The 18110-nt window shown below is 47.2% G+C and carries 17 protein-coding genes; 6 read left to right on the plus strand and 11 right to left on the minus strand.

Annotation, left to right across the window (positions count from 1 at the left end; all coding sequences use genetic code 11):
- Window positions 1–5 precede the first annotated feature (5 nt).
- The 5 genes from JFT56_RS00055 to fadB all read right to left on the minus strand — a co-directional run bounded on the left by JFT56_RS00055 (window position 6) and on the right by fadB (window position 5670).
- A complete protein-coding gene (locus JFT56_RS00055) occupies window positions 6–452 on the minus strand; it encodes an MOSC domain-containing protein (RefSeq protein ID WP_198781734.1) in 447 nt (148 codons plus the stop codon).
- Between the two features lie 49 nt (window positions 453–501).
- Entirely contained in the window at window positions 502–747 is a 246-nt protein-coding gene (gene tusA, locus JFT56_RS00060) for a sulfurtransferase TusA (protein WP_198781736.1), read from the minus strand.
- A gap of 181 nt (window positions 748–928) precedes the next feature.
- A complete protein-coding gene (locus JFT56_RS00065) occupies window positions 929–2092 on the minus strand; it encodes a diguanylate cyclase domain-containing protein (protein WP_198781744.1) in 1164 nt (387 codons plus the stop codon).
- 241 nt (window positions 2093–2333) lie between these two features.
- Window positions 2334–3497, minus strand: a complete 1164-nt coding sequence (gene fadA, locus JFT56_RS00070; protein WP_198781751.1) for an acetyl-CoA C-acyltransferase FadA — start codon at window positions 3495–3497, stop codon at window positions 2334–2336.
- A 22-nt stretch (window positions 3498–3519) separates the two neighbouring features.
- A complete protein-coding gene (fadB, locus tag JFT56_RS00075; RefSeq protein ID WP_198781753.1) occupies window positions 3520–5670 on the minus strand; it encodes a fatty acid oxidation complex subunit alpha FadB in 2151 nt (716 codons plus the stop codon).
- A gap of 320 nt (window positions 5671–5990) precedes the next feature.
- On the opposite strand from fadB, the gene pepQ reads away from it, so the two are divergent.
- The 4 genes from pepQ to hemG (JFT56_RS00095) all read left to right on the plus strand — a co-directional run bounded on the left by pepQ (window position 5991) and on the right by hemG (JFT56_RS00095) (window position 10017).
- Window positions 5991–7319 (plus strand): Xaa-Pro dipeptidase, encoded by a 1329-nt coding sequence (gene pepQ, locus JFT56_RS00080; protein WP_198781755.1) that lies wholly within the window; start codon window positions 5991–5993, stop codon window positions 7317–7319.
- Window positions 7320–7340: 21 nt separating this feature from the next.
- On the plus strand, window positions 7341–7955 hold the full coding sequence (locus JFT56_RS00085) for a YigZ family protein (protein WP_198781757.1): 615 nt from the start codon (window positions 7341–7343) through the stop codon (window positions 7953–7955).
- Between the two features lie 77 nt (window positions 7956–8032).
- Window positions 8033–9490: a TrkH family potassium uptake protein gene (locus JFT56_RS00090; protein WP_198781759.1), complete on the plus strand. Its 1458-nt coding sequence runs from the start codon at window positions 8033–8035 to the stop codon at window positions 9488–9490.
- Between the two features lie 2 nt (window positions 9491–9492).
- On the plus strand, window positions 9493–10017 hold the full coding sequence (hemG, locus tag JFT56_RS00095; protein WP_198781761.1) for a menaquinone-dependent protoporphyrinogen IX dehydrogenase: 525 nt from the start codon (window positions 9493–9495) through the stop codon (window positions 10015–10017).
- 50 nt (window positions 10018–10067) lie between these two features.
- Here hemG (JFT56_RS00095) and JFT56_RS00100 read toward each other — a convergent pair whose 3' ends face one another.
- Window positions 10068–10376 carry an ArsR/SmtB family transcription factor gene (locus tag JFT56_RS00100; RefSeq protein ID WP_115335901.1) on the minus strand — a complete coding sequence of 103 codons (309 nt, stop codon included), beginning with the start codon at window positions 10374–10376 and terminating at the stop codon, window positions 10068–10070.
- Between the two features lie 200 nt (window positions 10377–10576).
- On the opposite strand from JFT56_RS00100, the gene hemG (JFT56_RS00105) reads away from it, so the two are divergent.
- Window positions 10577–11131: a menaquinone-dependent protoporphyrinogen IX dehydrogenase gene (gene hemG / locus JFT56_RS00105; protein ID WP_198781763.1), complete on the plus strand. Its 555-nt coding sequence runs from the start codon at window positions 10577–10579 to the stop codon at window positions 11129–11131.
- Window positions 11132–11193: 62 nt separating this feature from the next.
- Here hemG (JFT56_RS00105) and JFT56_RS00110 read toward each other — a convergent pair whose 3' ends face one another.
- Genes JFT56_RS00110 through def form a run of 5 tightly spaced genes read right to left on the minus strand, consistent with a single transcriptional unit; the run spans window position 11194 to window position 16848 of the window.
- The gene (locus JFT56_RS00110; RefSeq protein ID WP_198781765.1) at window positions 11194–12636 is read right to left on the minus strand and encodes a TrkH family potassium uptake protein; all 1443 of its coding nucleotides are present in this window, start codon (window positions 12634–12636) and stop codon (window positions 11194–11196) included.
- A gap of 20 nt (window positions 12637–12656) precedes the next feature.
- Window positions 12657–14066, minus strand: coding sequence for a Trk system potassium transporter TrkA (gene trkA, locus JFT56_RS00115; RefSeq protein WP_198781767.1), 1410 nt, complete (start codon window positions 14064–14066; stop codon window positions 12657–12659).
- Between the two features lie 15 nt (window positions 14067–14081).
- Window positions 14082–15368 carry a 16S rRNA (cytosine(967)-C(5))-methyltransferase RsmB gene (gene rsmB / locus JFT56_RS00120; protein WP_198783459.1) on the minus strand — a complete coding sequence of 429 codons (1287 nt, stop codon included), beginning with the start codon at window positions 15366–15368 and terminating at the stop codon, window positions 14082–14084.
- A 2-nt stretch (window positions 15369–15370) separates the two neighbouring features.
- The gene (gene fmt / locus JFT56_RS00125) at window positions 15371–16327 is read right to left on the minus strand and encodes a methionyl-tRNA formyltransferase (protein WP_198781769.1); all 957 of its coding nucleotides are present in this window, start codon (window positions 16325–16327) and stop codon (window positions 15371–15373) included.
- 8 nt (window positions 16328–16335) lie between these two features.
- Window positions 16336–16848, minus strand: a complete 513-nt coding sequence (gene def / locus JFT56_RS00130) for a peptide deformylase (RefSeq protein WP_233095555.1) — start codon at window positions 16846–16848, stop codon at window positions 16336–16338.
- 125 nt (window positions 16849–16973) lie between these two features.
- On the opposite strand from def, the gene JFT56_RS00135 reads away from it, so the two are divergent.
- Entirely contained in the window at window positions 16974–18098 is a 1125-nt protein-coding gene (locus JFT56_RS00135; protein WP_198781771.1) for a LysM peptidoglycan-binding domain-containing protein, read from the plus strand.
- Window positions 18099–18110 lie beyond the last annotated feature (12 nt).

The following is an 18110-nucleotide window of genomic DNA, read 5'->3' on the forward strand; positions in this document are numbered from 1 at the left end:
CTCGATTAGTGAGGGGTGAAGATACTTATTTCATCACCTAAATGGATCATGGCATCATTCAATACTCGGCAGGTTACACCACCTCGCCAATCTGGCGTGAGAGCGGCTTCTAAACCTGCCTGGGCTATTTCCATCTTTTTACAGGGATCTGTTTCACCTGTGATTTCAAGCAGTAACTCACCAATCTGTAAATGTTTACCAACATCAGCAGGGCTAAATACGAGATCATCAACCAACAGGTTTGCTCTGCGTGTCGTCCAAGGGAGATTTACCTCAATGCTATCGCAGGCTTGTTGCCACTGAAGGTTGGAAAGTACCGTGACTTGGCGTTTACCTGGGCGACCAAAAACATCTTTTTCTACACCACTGAGCTGAGTGACATTGGCACAGAGAACCTCATTCATCGGGCCGCACTTTACTGTTTTATAGGCAATCGCCAGTAGCTTTGGCATAGTTTCTCACATCCTTTGTTTTATGATTAAGTCGTTAAAGGGATACGACTTAGAGTCCTTTTTTGATCAAATATTGGTAAGGGGTTTGTGTGGTTTCGCTGGCGATAAGTGTGTGGTCCATAAACTCGCAAAAGCTTGGTATATCTCGGGTTGTTGCCGGATCATCGGCAATAATGAGTAATGTCTCACCCGCGGCCATTTGTCTTACGGTTTTACGCACCATCATTACCGGCTCAGGACAGCGCAGTCCAAGGGCATCGAGTTTATGTTGAGCGGTTGAGAAGGCGTCGTTCATATTACCTCTAGTGAACGATTAAACAGAATTGGCTAATGTTACTCCAGTGATTGTGAGAAACCAAGTTGGGAAGGGGAATTTGTGAGCTGTTTAGGGGAGTTGTGGGTATTAACCGGTTAGCGATTTTTGATAAGGTTACGTGATGTTCCACGTGGAACATCACAGCAGTTAAGTTTAGGTTCTATTCAACGGCTTTCTTTATCACTTGGGGCTGAAGTGAATGGATCTCGGCTTGATGAGAGCTGTCAGGTCTTATCTGATTGGCTGAAACAGTATTTTGTTGTTGGAGTTTTGAGGCCCGTTTAAAGCTATACATTTTTTGGTCTGCCTTATGGATCAGACTATTCGCATCATCATAGTCATAGGGGCCGGTATCTACAATTCCATAGCTCAATGAGATGTCACTAAGGCTCTGCTTAATCTTTTGATTAAAGCGAGTCACAAAATTATCCTCAGCTTGCGCCTCTCGGCAGTTAGGCATAATGATACAAAACTCATCTCCACCGTAGCGGAAGCTATAGTCCTCCGCCCGCGTGCTCTCTTTTATTGCCTGCGCAACGGCACAGAGAACGTCATCACCAGATCTATGTCCCTGAGTATCGTTAAATAATTTAAAATCATCTACATCTAAGTAGATCACGCTTACGGGCTCGGCACGTCTTTGGGCGGCTCTTAGAATGCGCGTTGCAGTTTCTTGTAGATGCCTGACATTGAGCAAACCTGTTAAGGGATCGGTTTGCGACAGTTCTTCTAGTTGCTGGGTTCGCTCTTTTACTTTACTTTCCATGCTTTGGGCGTATTTCTCGGCTTTATCTTTGGCGTTTTCTATTTCAGAGACAAGGCTGCGAATATAGGTATCAAATACCAATGTGACATCGAAAAGCACCAGTTTATCTATGGCTACGCGTATTTGTTGACCTTGTATATCATCTTGTATCACCTTGTTGATCACTGTGTAGATCAGCTCTTTCAATGTGTGTACCGCTGAAAGATAGAGCTTAGGTTCGACACCAATGCGTTTATGGACTAAACCAATCCGCAGACGATTGTTTACATACTCGAGGTCATAAACACCATTGAATAAATCGAGCACATATCTTCTCTGAGCCGTACGTAAGCGGGCAAGGGTATCAGAGTCACCAATCAACAGCGCAATTTCAGATACGCTCGTTTGTAGGCCGTAAAAATCATCGACGATTTTATCTATGTTTTCTTCGATGATGGGTTTAAAAGATAGCAGGGCTTTTACATCTGCCTGGGTAAAAGAGAAGAGTGCCTTACGAAACTCGATCTCAAGCTCAGTGATCCGCATTTGTTCGAAAAGGGTCTGTTCCGTTTGAAGCATTCATCTCTCCTTTAAATTGCATGACACAACTGCATCCTTGCTCTTCTATGTTGACCCAAGGCCCACTATGGATGTAATACTTTAAGATGCCCTTAGAAGTTAAGTTGATAACTAACTAATTATCAACTCGATGCTTAGGCTTTAGAGGAATATTAATCTTATAATTTCAGAGCTTAAGATGGGTGACGCAATAAAAAAGCCGGAATAAATTCCGGCTTTGGTTGATGATTCAAATAACGAATTAAACGCGTTCGAATACGGTTGCGATACCTTGGCCCAAACCAATACACATGGTCGCTAAACCTAAGGTCGCGTCTTTATCTTCCATCAAGTTAATCAGCGTCGTAGAGATACGCGCACCCGAACAACCCAGTGGATGACCTAGTGCAATCGCGCCGCCGTTGAGGTTGATTTTGTCGTCAACCACATCCGCTAAGCCTAAATCCTTCACACAAGGTAAAGATTGAGCCGCAAACGCTTCGTTCAGTTCAATCACATCTAAATCGGCAACTGTGATACCAGCGCGAGCCAGCGCCTTTTGTGTGGCAGGCACTGGGCCGTAACCCATGATCGCCGCATCACAACCCGCAACCGCCATAGAGCGAATGCGTGCACGAATTGGCAAGCCAAGAGCGCGCGCTTTAGATTCTTCCATGATCAACATGGCTGAAGCGCCATCGGACAGTGCAGAAGAAGTTCCCGCAGTCACAGTACCGTTGACAGGATCGAATACCGGGCGCAGTGCAGCCAGTGATTCCATTGAGGTTTCAGGGCGGATCACTTCGTCTTGGAGGACTTTAATTAAGGCACCGTTAGCATCGTGACCTTCGATACCATAGATTTCCTTGGCAAAACGGCCTTCAACTGTGGCTGCATAAGCGCGTTGATGAGAACGTACCGCAAAGGCATCTTGCTGTTCACGGGTGATACCGTGCAGTTTACTCAGCATTTCAGCAGTTAAGCCCATCATGCCAGAGGCTTTTGCCACGTTATTCGCAAGACCAGGGTGGAAGTCGACACCGTGGCTCATTGGCACGTGTCCCATATGTTCTACACCACCAATCAAGAAGGTATCACCCATACCCGTCATAATGGCGCGCGCGGCTTGGTGAATCGCTTCCATAGATGAACCGCATAAACGGTTAATGGTAACCGCGCCAGCAGTTTTAGGTATACCAGCAAGCAGCGATGCGTTACGGGCAATATTGAAGCCTTGTTCTAGGGTTTGTTGCACACAACCCCAAATCACATCTTCAATGGTGTTTGGGTCGAGCTGCGGGTTGCGCAGTAATAGACCTTTCATTAATTCGGCAGACAGAGTTTCTGCACGTACATTACGAAATACGCCAGCCTTAGAGCGGCCCATCGGAGTACGAATACAGTCTACGATAACAGCTTGTTTCATGATTAAATTCCTTTCCCGCTAATTAGGCTTGGTAGTAGCTACCGTTATTGGCTGCTAATGTACGCATGGCATCTGTGACTTGATACAGACCGCCCTGGTGAGCGTATTTGTCTGCTAAGGCCACAAAGTTTGCGACGCCCATAGTATCCAAGTAACGGAACACGCCGCCTCTGAATGGTGGGAAACCTAAGCCATAAACTAGGCCCATATCTGCTTCGGCGGGCGATGCAACAATACCTTCTTCTAAACAGCGCACGGTTTCGATGATCATAGGGATCATAGTGCGAGCGATAATCTCATCGGCTTCAAAGGCTTTTAAGTCGCCAAAGGCTGCTTTCAATAGGCCGTAGCTCGTTGGGTCGACATCTTTCTTCGGTTTGCCGCGGCTATCGACTGAATAGGCATAGAAACCTTTGCCATTTTTCTGGCCAAGGCGCTTGTTCTCAAACATTACATCAATTGCGTCAGTGCCAGATTTACCCATGCGATCAGGGAAACCTTCAGCCATAACGGCTTGGGCGTGATGACCTGTGTCTAAACCCACTACGTCGAGTAGGTAAGCAGGGCCCATTGGCCAACCGAATTGTTTTTCCATAACTTTGTCGATTGCGGCAAAGTCACCACCGTCTGCAAGTAAGCCGTTAAAGCCGGCAAAGTAAGGGAATAGTACGCGATTAACAAAGAAGCCAGGGCAATCATTCACAACAATTGGCGTTTTACCCATTTTGCTGGCGTAAGCCACAACAGAGGCGATGGTTTCTTCAGAACTGTGCTCGCCACGGATAACTTCGACCAACGGCATTTTGTGCACTGGGTTGAAGAAATGCATACCGCAGAAACGCTCAGGTTTCTTCATACTCTTAGCGAGTAAGTTGATTGAAATTGTTGAAGTGTTTGACGCGATAATCGCATCTTCACTCACATAGCCTTCAACTTCGGCTAAAACCTGAGCTTTAATTTTTGGATGTTCAACAACGGCTTCAACGACGACATCGGCATGCTTAATTGGCGCATACTCTAATGCAGGGGTGATGTTGTTCAGCACTTTGGCCATTTTTTCTGGCGTTGAACGGCCACGAGCAACTTGGGCAGACAGCAGTTTGGCGGCTTCATTGAGGCCTAAATCTAATGCTGGCTGGGCAATGTCTTTCATGACAATCGGTGTGCCTTTGCTGGCGCTTTGGTAGGCGATACCGCCGCCCATAATGCCAGCGCCTAATACGGCAGCGTTTTTCACTTCTTTGGCTAACTTACCCGCCTTTTTCGCTTTACCCTTAACAAGTTGATCATTAAGGAAAATACCGATAAGCGCTTTAGCTACGTCAGTTTTAGCCAGTTTGATAAAGGCTTGATGCTCTATTTGGAGTGCTTCGGTGCGGCCTTTAGTCGATGCTTGCTCAATCACGCTTACTGCGGCCATTGGTGCTGGGTAGTGTTTACCCGCAACCGCAAACACCATGCCTTTAGTTGTGGTGAATGACATCATAGCTTCAAGTTTGGGCAGTGTTAGCGCAGACAGTTTGCGGTTACGACGCGCTTGCCAATCTAACTTTTCAGCAACAGCATCTTTGAGCATTTGAATTGCAGCCGCTTCTAATGCTTCTGGCGCAACCACAGCATCCACAGCACCGACTTTCAGTGCATCTTCAGCGCGTTGGTCGTTACCTGTGGTGATCCACTCGAGTGCGTTATCTGCACCAATCACACGTGGCAGACGAACTGTGCCGCCAAAGCCTGGGATAATGCCGAGTTTAGTTTCAGGTAAACCGATTTTGGCTGTGGTATCTGCGATACGAAAATCCGTTGCCAGAATGGTTTCACAGCCGCCACCTAAGGCAAAGCCTTTGATTGCTGATGCGGTTGGGAAAGGCAAGTCTTCGAGTTTATTGAAGACTGCGTTAGCTTGTTCAACCCAAGAGAGCAGGACTGCGTCATCCTGTGCGAACAGGCCTAAAAATTCGGTAATGTCGGCGCCCACAATAAAGGTATCTTTACCTGAGGTCAGCACTAACGCTTTGATATTGGAGTTTTGCTTGATGCTGTCTAATGCGGCATCGAGCGAGGCGAGGGTTTCTCTGTCGAATTTGTTCACCGAACCGGGTGCGTTAAAGCACAGCTTGGCAATATTATCCTCGAGTAACTCAACTTGAATTGTAGGACTTTGGTAGATCATTGCTTGCTTCCTTTTGGCTTAAAAGTGATACCCACCATTATTAGTTGGTGTTAGTACGACTCTCTATCTCACAGCAGCTTCGGCCATCATTTGACCAGTTGTGTGCCAGTGTGCTTCGAAATTCGATAAATTACAACACCCAATTTAAACGACTGTTTAATTTCTTGTCGGCTAGAGTGATTTTTCACCTTTGTGATACACTGCACAGAGTGTAGAACAGCCTGATGACTTTAAAGATTTCCCCTGAGGAATTCATTCGTTAGTCGTCACAGTTAAATTCGGTTTTATTTATTCCCTTTATTGATTACAGGATATGACAAATGGATCAATTGGCTCATCACTATCATGCCCATATCGCCGAGCTAAATCGCCGAGTTACTGAGATTTTGTCTCGAGAAGCTTTGTCCGGTTTAGTGATCCATTCGGGTCAGCCACATCGGATGTTTTTGGATGATATCAATTATCCCTTTAAGGCAAATCCGCACTTCAAGGCATGGCTGCCTGTTTTAGATAATCCGAATTGTTGGTTAGTGGTCAATGGCAGTGATAAGCCGCAGCTGATTTTTTATCGGCCGGTAGATTTTTGGCACAAAGTGTCCGATGTGCCGGATATGTTCTGGACCGAGCATTTCGATATTAAGCTGTTAACTAAGGCCGATAAGGTCGCCGAGGTGTTACCCAAAGATACCGTTAATTGGGCTTATGTGGGTGAGCATTTAGATGTGGCCGAAGTGCTTGGTTTTACTAGTCGTAATCCCGATGCTGTGATGAGTTATCTGCATTATCATCGAACCACTAAAACCGAATATGAGCTGGAATGTATGCGCCGCGCCAACCAAATAGCGGTGCAGGGGCATTTGGCGGCTAAAAATGCCTTTTATAACGGTGCGAGTGAGTTCGAGATCCAACAGCATTATTTATCTGCCGTGGGCCAGAGCGAGAATGAAGTGCCCTACGGCAATATTATCGCCCTTAACCAAAATGCGGCGATTTTGCATTACACCGCACTTGAACACCAAAGCCCTGCGAAACGTTTATCATTTCTTATCGATGCGGGCGCGAGTTACTTTGGCTATGCCTCTGATATCACCAGAACCTATGCCTTCGAGAAGAATCGTTTCGATGAGTTGATCGCTGCGATGAATAGGGCGCAGCTAGAGCTGATCGATATGATGCGTCCCGGCGTGCGTTACCCTGATTTACACTTAGCTACCCACGCTAAAGTCGCGCAAATGCTATTGGATTTTGATTTAGCCACGGGTGATGCCCAAGGGTTGGTTGATCAAGGCATTACCAGTGCTTTCTTCCCCCATGGTTTAGGCCACATGTTAGGTTTACAAGTGCATGATGTGGGGGGCTTCTCCCACGATGAGCGCGGTACCCATATCGCGGCGCCCGATGCCCACCCATTTTTGCGCTGCACCCGTATTTTAGCGCCAAACCAAGTGCTGACCATGGAGCCCGGGTTATACATCATAGATACTCTGCTCAATGAGCTTAAACAAGATGGCCGTGGCCTGCAGATCAACTGGCAAACCGTGGATGAGTTAAGGCCCTTTGGTGGAATTCGTATCGAAGATAACGTGATTGTGCATCAAGACCGCAACGAGAATATGACCCGCGAGTTGGGTTTAGCTGATGGATCATAGGGTAAGGTTTAGGACGAATTGGTGCTCGAAAGTTACCTTATCCCCAGTGAAAACTGGCAGTTAGAAGAGGAGATAAAGCATAGCCGCTTTATCTCTTTTATCTTCCATTGCGATAGCATAGATAAATTGAAGTTAGCGCTTACTGACATAAGGCGTGATTATCCCGGCGCAAGCCACTACTGCTATGCCTTTATCGCTGGCGCACCAACCGACATGGTATTGATTGGCTCAAGTGATGATGGTGAACCCGCAGGCAGTGCTGGCCGACCTATGTTGGCTGTGTTGCAAGGCGCGAATATTGGTGAAGTGGCCGCCGTCGTTGTGCGTTACTATGGCGGCACTAAACTGGGCGTTGGGGGCTTGGTTAGGGCCTATACTTCGGGGTTAAGGCAAGGGTTAACTAAAGTTGCGACTCAACTAAAACAACTTCGCTATCCTGCAAGATTACAGTGTGACTACTCGCAGCTAAGGGACATAGAGCATCTATTGCAGCAGGTGGATGCGGTTGTTATCAATAAGCAATTTGCTGAAGCGGTTGCTATTGAATTTGAAATTGGCAAACATCAGCGAGCCAAATTTAGCGAATTATTGACAACTCTAAGCCAAGGTAGTCTAAGGGCTGAGTTTGACCTGTGATGCCAGTGTAAACTATGCCAAAATAGCCCAAATGCTGAAAATACTTTTACAGCCAATGGAATTATTGAACCCGCTTAATGCAATATAAAACCATAATAAGAATCATAGGCCTGCTAATCGGCTTATTTTCCATCACTATGCTGCCACCAGCCTTGATTGCCATTTGGTACAACGATGGCGGTGGCACGGCATTTATCCAAGCCTTTTTTGTGAGTCTGTTTATTGGTTTTTGGCTCTGGTATCCCAATCGCCGTTGTAAAGAGGAATTACGTACCCGAGAAGGGTTTCTGATCGTGGTGCTGTTCTGGACTGTATTGGGTTCTATTGGTGCCTTGCCGTTTATCTTCTCGAGTCAGCCAGATCTGAGTTGGACTGATAGCTTCTTCGAATCCTTTTCTGCGTTAACCACAACTGGGGCCACAGTGATTGTTGGGCTCGACTACTTGCCTAAAGCTATTCTGTTTTATCGACATATGCTGCAGTGGCTCGGTGGTATGGGGATCATCGTACTGGCAGTGGCCATTTTACCTGTGCTTGGCGTAGGGGGAATGCAGCTCTATCGCGCCGAAATCCCCGGGCCTGTGAAGGACAGCAAGATGACCCCCAGGATTGCCGAGACAGCTAAGGCTTTGTGGTACATCTATTTACTGTTAACTATTGCCTGCGCTGGGGCCTATTGGTTAGCGGGAATGAGTGTTTTCGATGCCGTGTGCCATTCGTTTTCAACTATCGCCATCGGTGGCTTTTCAACTCACGATGCTAGCATGGGGTACTTTGATAGCCCGATCATTAATTTAATTTGCGTGTTCTTTTTAATCGTTTCAGCGGTCAACTTTAGCGTGCATTTTGCGGCATTCTCCCGTCGCGGGATTAACGTTAAAGTCTATTTTAGAGATGCTGAATTTAAGATGCTGGTGGCGATTCAGCTTATTTTGACGGCAATTTGTTTTTTAACACTTTATAATTCTGGCATTTATGACTCGCCGGAAGAAACCTTAGATCACGCCTTATTCCAAGCAGTTTCTGTGGCCACTACGGCAGGGTTTGGTACCGATAGTTTTCACATGTGGCCATTATTCTTGCCCATTTTATTAATTTTCTCGAGTTTTATCGGCGGTTGCGGCGGCTCTACTGCTGGGGGAATTAAAGTGATTCGGGTTATTTTGCTGCTGTTACAGGGGTCCCGTGAGCTTAAGCGTTTAGTGCATCCCAAGGCGATGTTTTCTATCCGCATTGGCTCTAAAGCCTTACCCGATCGCGTTGTCGATGCGGTGTGGGGGTTCTTCTCGGCTTATGCGCTGGTGTTTGTGGTTTGCATGCTTGCTCTTATGGCTATGGGGTTAGATGATATTACCGCTTTTAGTGCTACCGCGGCTTGCCTAAACAACCTTGGCCCTGGTTTAGGCGAGGTGGCGAGTAATTATGCCAGTATCGGTGATGGTGCTAAGTGGGTGCTTGTGGTCGCCATGCTGTTTGGTCGCCTCGAAGTGTTTACCTTGTTGATTTTGTTTACGCCAACTTTTTGGAAGAATTAGTGATGCAGACGTTAATAATCTATTCGACGATTGATGGCCAAACATTGGCAATATGCCAAAAGATGAAGGCGATTGCCGAGCAGGTGGGAGAGCAAGTGTCCCTGGTTACGCTGGAGCAGGCGGAGGCCTTGAGTTTAGCGGATTTTGATAAAGTACTGATCGGCGCAAGTATTCGTTATGGTAAGCATAGACCTGAGCTTTACCAGTTCGTTAATCGCCACCATGCCGTGCTAGACACTAAAATTAACGGCTTTTTTACCGTGAATGTGGTGGCGCGTAAACCCTTAAAAAATACCCCAGAAACCAATCCTTATATGCAAAAGTTTCTAAAACTTTCCCTGTGGCAACCACAGGAGTTAGCCGTTTTTGCAGGCAAGATTGACTATCCCAAGTACGGTTTATTCGACCGTACTATGATACGTTTCATCATGTGGATGACTAAGGGGCCGACCGATATTAAGGGTACCTTCGAGTTTACCGATTGGGCAAAGGTTGATGCCTTTGGCAGCCATTTTAGCCAACGCTAGAAACAATTAAGCCCCAGTCATTGGGGCTTAATTTTAGGCTAATCTTGCTATTACACGGCGCAGTAGCGGCTGTGAAGAATCGAAATGACTTGGGTGACTTGCTCGTTTTTGAGTTTGTAGTAAACAATCTGTGAACTCTTACGAGTATCGACCAGATCCTCTGAGCGTAAAACCGCTAAGTGTTGCGATAATGCCGATTGGCTTAGAGGAACTGTGGCGTTAAGCTCAGTTACGCTCAATTCTTTATCCAGCAGTAGGCATAAAATCATTAGGCGATAAGGATTCGCTATGGCCTTGAGCCATTTAGCCGCACTTTCCGCATTAGTTACCATTGCAGCTACATCTATGTCATTTTGCATAAGGTCACTCACTTCATCGCTTTTGATTAGATAATTCTAATTGAACACTTCAATATACGCAATCATACTGCTCAGTAATGTAGATCTCAATTTTTGCATGACAGAATATGAGATACCGCCGATTTGTGATCCTATTAGAGGTTTATTAAACCGAATATAGCCACAATGGTGACATGACTTTAGTGGATCGGAAACACCCTATGACACGGATTCTTGTGCTTTATTTTACCCGCGGTGGCCATACGGCCAAGATTGCCAGTGCAATTGCCGACCAATTAATGTCTCGGGGAGCACAGGTCGATCTTATCGATATCAATAGTGCTGCCGCTACTTGCATTAATTGGCCCGATTATGATGTGGTCGCCTTCGGTGCCTGCGTCCTCTATGGCACCTATGATAAGAGCGTATTCCAATTTATTGAGCAACATGCCCAGGCCTTAGCCGCGCTATCGAACAGTTTTTTCTGCGTTAACGTAGTGGCGAGAAATCCTGAAAAACGCATTCCCGAGAACAATAAATACCTACAGAAGTTTATTGCGCTATCGCCTTGGACCCCAATGGATTTAAAAATTATTGCGGGGAAGGTGGATTATCCATCATGGCCTTGGTACGACAGATTAATGATCCAGCTGATTATGAAAATAACCAAAGGCCCAACCGATCCTAAAGCGGTAATCGATTATACCGACTGGGAAGATGTGAAGGTCTACGCTGACCATCTGTTGGAACTAACCGAGGTTACTGCAACTGCTTAATCAAAAATGCGCTTAACAGGTTAAGCGCATTTTTGGATTTAAGCTCTATTGGCGCTACTGAATTAGTACTTCCAGAAACTTGGATGGAATAACACCGCCACGGTTAAAATTTCTAAACGACCGAGCAGCATACCGAGGGACAATGCCCATTTAGCCACATCGGGTAGCGTCGAGAAATTGCCCGCAGGGCCAATAATCGGGCCTAATCCTGGCCCCACGTTGGTCACGGCTGTGATAGCACCGGTAAAACTGGTCATAGGATCTAGGCCCGTCAACACTAAAATCACCGATAACCCCACAATAACCAGCATAAAAAGCAGCATAAAAGTGATTAGCGAACGCACAATATCGTCGCTGATGATGCGATTATTGTAACGCTCCCTAAAAATGCCATTCGGATGACATTGCTGCTTCAACTGTTCACGCATAATAGCGCCAGCGATTTGAAACCGAAAAATTTTAATCCCGCCCGAGGTTGAGCCGGAGCAGCTGCCGACAAACATTAAAAATAAGAAGGCGATATTGGCAAAAGCCCCCCAAGCTGCGTAATCCGTTAAACCATAGCCTGTAGTTGTCACCACGGAAACGACGTTAAAACTGGATAAACGCAGTGCATCGATCAGCTCAATATCGCGGGTTTGCCATAGCCAAAAGCCAATAGAGCAAGAGACAAAAATCAGGAAAAATAAAAAACCTTTTACTTGAGCATCGTTCCAAATCCGCAGATCCCTTTGCTGTACGGTTTGTACAAACATGATGAGTGGCAAGCCACCCGCCGCCATAAAGAAGATACCAACCCAGTGGGCCGAATTTGAAAAAGCCGCCATAGAGCTGTCAGAGGTGGAATAACCGCCAGTCGATAGGGTCGTCATCGCATGGTTGATGGCTTCGAACCAAGTCATACCCGCAAGGTGATAGGCAAGACAGCAGATTGCAGTGAGTAAAACATAAATAAAAAACAGGTGTTTAGCCATGCTTTGGGTGCGAGGAACGGCTTTATCACTCCAATCTGAAGACTCAGTACGGAATAGCCGCATACCACCGACGTTTAAGAAGGGAAGAATCGCTACCGCCATCACGATAAAACCAATCCCGCCAAGCCATTGCAGTAAAGAGCGCCAGATTAAGATACTGTGATCCATAGTATCTAAACCCGAGAGGACGGTGGAGCCAGTTGTAGTAATGCCGGACATGGTCTCGAAAAAAGCGTCCGTATAACCAATGCCGTGGTACAAGGTAAAAGGCATGGCCGCAAAAAGACTCACAATCAGCCAGGTTAGGCTGGTGAGCAAAAACATATCACGAATATTGAGGTGAATTGCTTTGCTTTGGCCGTTATGTAGACAAAGGCTGGCGCAAATCCCTGTTGCCAAGGCCGATAGCATGAATGACCCCACAGTCTCTTCGCCATTGAAAGCGGCGACGAGGAGTGGCACAAACATAAAGGCTGTCAACATGGAGAGAAACAGCCCTAGAATAAACAATAGTGGTCTAAAGTTCAGCATACATTAGCTTACTAAGGCAGTTAGAAGAAAAAAGCGCTTGGTTGGAACAGTTTTTCGACTTCGCCGACAAACTTCTTATTCACGAGGAATAAGATCACATGATCCCCTTGCTCTATCACGGTTTTGTCGTGGGCCATTAATACTTCGTCGTTGCGAACTATGGCGCCTATGGTCGTTCCTGGCGGTAATTTAATTTCTCCAATCGCCTTACCCACCACCTTAGAAGTGCTGGAATCGCCGTGGGCAATCGCTTCAATCGCCTCGGCGGCACCGCGACGTAGGGAGTAAACGTTGCAGATATCTCCCTGACGGATATGGGTTAATAGGGCTGAAATCGTTGCTTGCTGTGGCGAAATAGCGATATCAATATTGGCTTCTTGGACTATATCCACATAGGCTTCACGTTGGATAAGCACCATCACCTTTTTGGCGCCCATACGCTTTGCCAACAACGCCGACATGATATTGGCTTCATCGTCGTTGGTCACCGCAATAAATACGTCGGTTTGATCTATATGCTCTTCGAGCAATAACTCCTGATCCGATGCATCTCCGCAGAATACCGTAGTGTTTTCAAGTTGCTCCGAGAGGGCCTCAGCACGCTCAAACTTATGCTCGATAAGCTTGACTGAATGAGTGCGCTCGAGGCGCTTTGCGAGTCCTAAACCTATGTTGCCACCACCGGCGATCATAATATTGCGGTAGGAGTTGTCGAGTTTTTGCATCTCACTCATCACAGCGCGAATATGGCGGCTGTCGGCGACGAAGAAGACTTCATCATCGGCCTCGATAATCGTGGTACCGCGGGGCATGATAGGGCGGCCTTGGCGGAAAATAGCTGCCACTCGGGTATCAATATTGGGCATATGTTCGCGCAGTGCCGCTAACGCATTTCCCACCAGTGGTCCGCCATAATAGGCGCGCACGGCCACAAGGCTTAAGCGGCCCTCGGCAAATTCGAGCACTTGCAGTGCGCCCGGATACTCAACCAAACGTTGAATGTAAGCGGTCACTAACTGTTCAGGCGCGATAAGTTCATCAATGACGAAACCGCCACGGGGACGACCCTCACTGTTCTTAGTTTCACTGTCGATAAACAGTTTATCGCGCATCGCCAGATAGGGTTCTGAGCGGATACGGGCGATTTTAGTGGGAGTGCCAAAGAGGCTGTAGGCCATTTGGCAGGCGACCATGTTGCATTCATCGCTGTTGGTAACAGCAATAAGCATGTCGGCATCCTCGGCGCCAGCTTCCTTTAGCACATCGGGGTGGGCACCATGTCCCGCCACGACACGAAGGTCATATTTATCCTGCAGGGCACGTAATCTGGATTTGTCGCTATCGACTATGGTGATGTCATTGTTCTCACCGACCAAATTCTCGGCCAAGGTTCCCCCCACTTGACCCGCACCTAATATGATAATTTTCATGGCCTTGCTTACTTCCTAATGGGTCGCTTTTAATAAACGGGCGTAATAAAACCCATCCATATTGTCTTGTCCCGGCGTGATTTGCCAACCTATATCTTGGGCTGAAGTCTGCTGGGTGAGTATATCTAGCTTAGCATCTGCGGTTCTGGCCAAAAATGCGTTGATTTGGTCGCGGTTTTCCTGCGGCAAAATCGAGCAAGTGGCATAAAGAAGCGTGCCGCCGGGTTTTAGCCATTTCCAGCAATGATCGAGAATTTGCTGTTGCAGTTCGGCGAGTTCTTCTATGTCATGATTTTTGCGTAACCACTTAATATCGGGATGACGACGGATCACGCCTGTGGCCGAACAGGGGGCGTCCAGTAAGATACGATCAAATTGTCCACCTTGCCACCATGAGTCAATATTGGCCGCATCCCCATGGATAAGCTCCGCTTTTAATGACAAACGGTCAAGGTTCTGTTGCACGCGCTCGAGGCGTTTGGCATCAAAGTCGACGGCGACGAGTTTGATGCTCGGCTCTAGTTCGAGTAGATGACAGCTTTTGCCGCCGGGCGCAGCGCAGGCATCGAGAACGAGTTCATTGGCCTTTGGTGCTAACAGTGTCGCCGCCCATTGGGCTGCGCCATCTTGCACCGATGCGGCGCCTTCATAGAAACGCGGCAGTATCGCTACATCCTTGGGGTGAGCGAGTAGAATGGCATCGGCACTACTGCCTTCGCTCGCTTCAATCTCAAGTTCGGCTAAGGCGGCGAGGTATTCACTACGGCTCTGGGATACGCGGTTGTTGCGCAGCCACATCGGTGGGCGCTCATGGCTCTGCTGGATAATTACTTGCCAGTTGTCGGGATAAGCGGCTTTTAAGCGCTTTATCAACCAAGCGGGCGTGTTGTAGCTTAAGGTTTCCGACTCGGTACTCAGCGGGGTTAACTGGCGCTGAATATTACGCAGTACGCCGTTAACCACTTTGACCATGCCCTCAAATTTTAGTTGGCGGCAGGCCTCGGCGGTTTCTGAAATCGCAGCGTGGCTAGGGATGCGAGTGAAGTACAACTGATAACAGCCGACAATTAATAGCTGATGAATGATCCGTTGTTTGCCTTTTAATGGTTTTTCGAGGCATTCGCTGATGCGTTTTTCGATTTGTGGCAGAGTGCGCATCACGCCGTAGCAGAGTTCGGCGAGCAGGGCTTTATCTTTGCCGCTGGTAAGGTGTTTTTGCTGTTCGGGTAAGGCGACTGAGAGCGACACGCCCTTCTCCAATACCTCGAAAATGCCTTTCGCCGCCAGCGCGCGCAAGTTCATCATTATTGTGCCTCGCTGTTTAGGCGAGTATTAGGGCTAAACCATTCACCGCGGGCATTGAGAATATCGGCAACGCTGAGTGGTTTCTTCCCGGGCAATTGCATGCTCAGCAGGGTTAACACACCATCGCCAGTCGCCACTTCTATGCCTTTCTTGCTCGCACTGATAATCGTGCCTGGCGCTGCATTGCTGGTGGCTTGGCTGACTTGGGTCTGCCACACTTTGATGGTATTGCCTTGGTGCTCAAAATAGCTCACTGGCCAAGGATTAAAGGCGCGAACTTCCTGCCATAGTTGCTTGGCGGATTTATTCCAGTCGAGTCTGGCTTCTTCTTTACTGAGTTTCTCTGCGTAGTTCGCTAAGGTTTCATCTTGCTTTTCAGCGGCTAAGGTGCCGTTTGCTAAACCTTCGAGGGCCTGTAATAGGGCGACGGGACCTTGCTCTGCGAGTTTTTCATAAAGGCTGGCCGAAGTGTCATCATCTTCAATCGGTAGCGTCGTTTTGAGCAACATGTCGCCAGTGTCTAGCCCTACATCCATTTGCATAACGGTGACGCCGGTTGTTTTATCGCCCGCCCAGAGTGCGCGTTGGATCGGCGCCGCGCCGCGCCAGCGTGGCAAAATAGAACCATGCACGTTAATACAACCTAAACGCGGTGTATCTAGGACGACTTTGGGCAGAATCAAACCGTAGGCGACGACTACCATAATATCGGCATTGAGTGCGGCCAGTTCCTGTTGTGCGGGTTCTTTGCGAAGTGAGCCGGGTTGGTAAACTGGAATATTATTGGCGAGCGCGAGTTCTTTTACTGGACTGGCGGTTAGTTTCTTGCCGCGGCCTGCGGGTCTATCGGGCTGAGTGTAAACGCCAATCACATTATGGTGTGAGTCGAGTAGCGCCTGTAAATGGCGAGCAGCAAAATCCGGTGTTCCGGCAAAGATGATGTTGAGTGGTTTCAAATCTGATCCTATGCTTCTTTGGCGTCCAATCGGGCCGCTTTTTCAAGTTTCTGTTTGATCCGTTGACGCTTTAAAGGCGACAGGTAGTCGACAAACAATTTGCCTTTGAGGTGATCCATTTCATGCTGGATACAAATGGCAAACAGTTCATTGGCTTCAATCGTAAATTCGTTACCGTGCCTATCTAAGGCTTTGACTGTAACAAACTCTGCGCGATCGACCTTGGCATAAACCCCAGGAACGGACAGGCAGCCTTCTTCGTTACAAAAATCACCGCTACTGGCAATAATTTCAGGGTTGATAAATACCTTAGGGCGTTCGACCTCGTCTTGTAAATCCATGACGATCAGCTGTTTATGGTAATCGACTTGAGTCGCAGCCAGACCAATCCCTTTTTCTTGGTACATGGTCTCGAACATATCATCGATTTGAGTTTGCAACTCAGCATTAAACTCAGTGATAGGTGTCGCTTGAGTTCGCAATCTTTCATCGGGAAAACGTAAAACTTTTAACAGTGCCATACTTAAACTCTTAACAAGTCTGTCAAATCTCAGCCAGTTGGTTATACTGACTGAGGCTAATGGGTTAATTTTAATCTTTAGTGCCTATCAATAACAGTAAAAGCTCGATTTAAGAGCCAAACAACATGGACTGCACCATGAAACGGTTAATTTTACTCGCGTTAATGACATTCAATTGCACGTTTGTTTCCGCAGATACCCTGACGCTTAAAGCGGGGCATCCTGAGTCATATGTGGTAAAGAAGGGCGATACCCTTTGGGATATCTCCGCGACTTTTTTAAATGATCCGTGGAAATGGCCAAGTCTATGGGATGTTAACCCACAGATTGCAAACCCCCACCTTATTTATCCCGGTGATCTGCTCACATTAGTCTTTATCGATGGTCAACCTAGATTAGTCCGTAATGGTTCCAATGACGGTAAACCCCATGTTAGAAAGAGTCCTGAGGGGCGTATCATTTCTAAAAGTGACGCAGTGCCCGCCGTGGACCTGGCTCTGATTGAGAATTATCTGGTTCAAAATCGCGTGGTTGATTCGCAGTGGCTAGCCGAGCAGCCTATGGTGCTCGCGGGTGAAAGCCCTTCACGCCACCATGTGTTGGGTGATGTGATTTATATCGACAGCGAATTACCTTTGCATAAAAAATACGGCGTCTATGAGCGTGGGCGTGAATTTTTCAATAAGGAAACGGGTGAAGCCTTAGGGCAGGAAGCGGTGTTAACATCAACCGGGCAAGTTATTGAATCTGGGAAAGTTTCAAAAATAAAACTGCTGAGTAATTACCGTGAGACTAAGGCTGGTTTTAAAGTATTGCCGATGGAAGATGATTCTCTAATGTCGGCCTATTTCACCCCTAAAGCCGCAGACTTAAAGACGCCAGCCACAGTGCTAGCCATTGAGTCTAAGATGCGCGAAGCGGGTAAGTTAAATGTCGTGTACTTAGATAAAGGTAAGCAGGATGGCGTCGAACCCGGTGAAGTGTTCTCTATTTATCGTGATGGTGAAGAGATAGTCATCGGCCATGATGGTTTACCCGTACCAGCTACTGAACGTACGGCCTATGACAATATAGTCGCATCTATCTCATCGGATCGAGCGATAAAAATGCCTGATATTTACCATGGTAGATTGTTAGTTTTTAAAGTGTTTGATAAGGCAAGCTTAGGATTAATTGTCGCCAATGAACGTCCAGTTCGAGTTGACGATAAGCTTGTTGCTCCCGAGTCTTTAGCCTATAGAGGTCAATAATTTCTGCACACT

Origin of the sequence: Shewanella putrefaciens (assembly GCF_016406305.1) — a bacterium.
In the GTDB taxonomy this organism is placed as follows: Bacteria; Pseudomonadota; Gammaproteobacteria; order Enterobacterales; family Shewanellaceae; genus Shewanella; species Shewanella putrefaciens_C.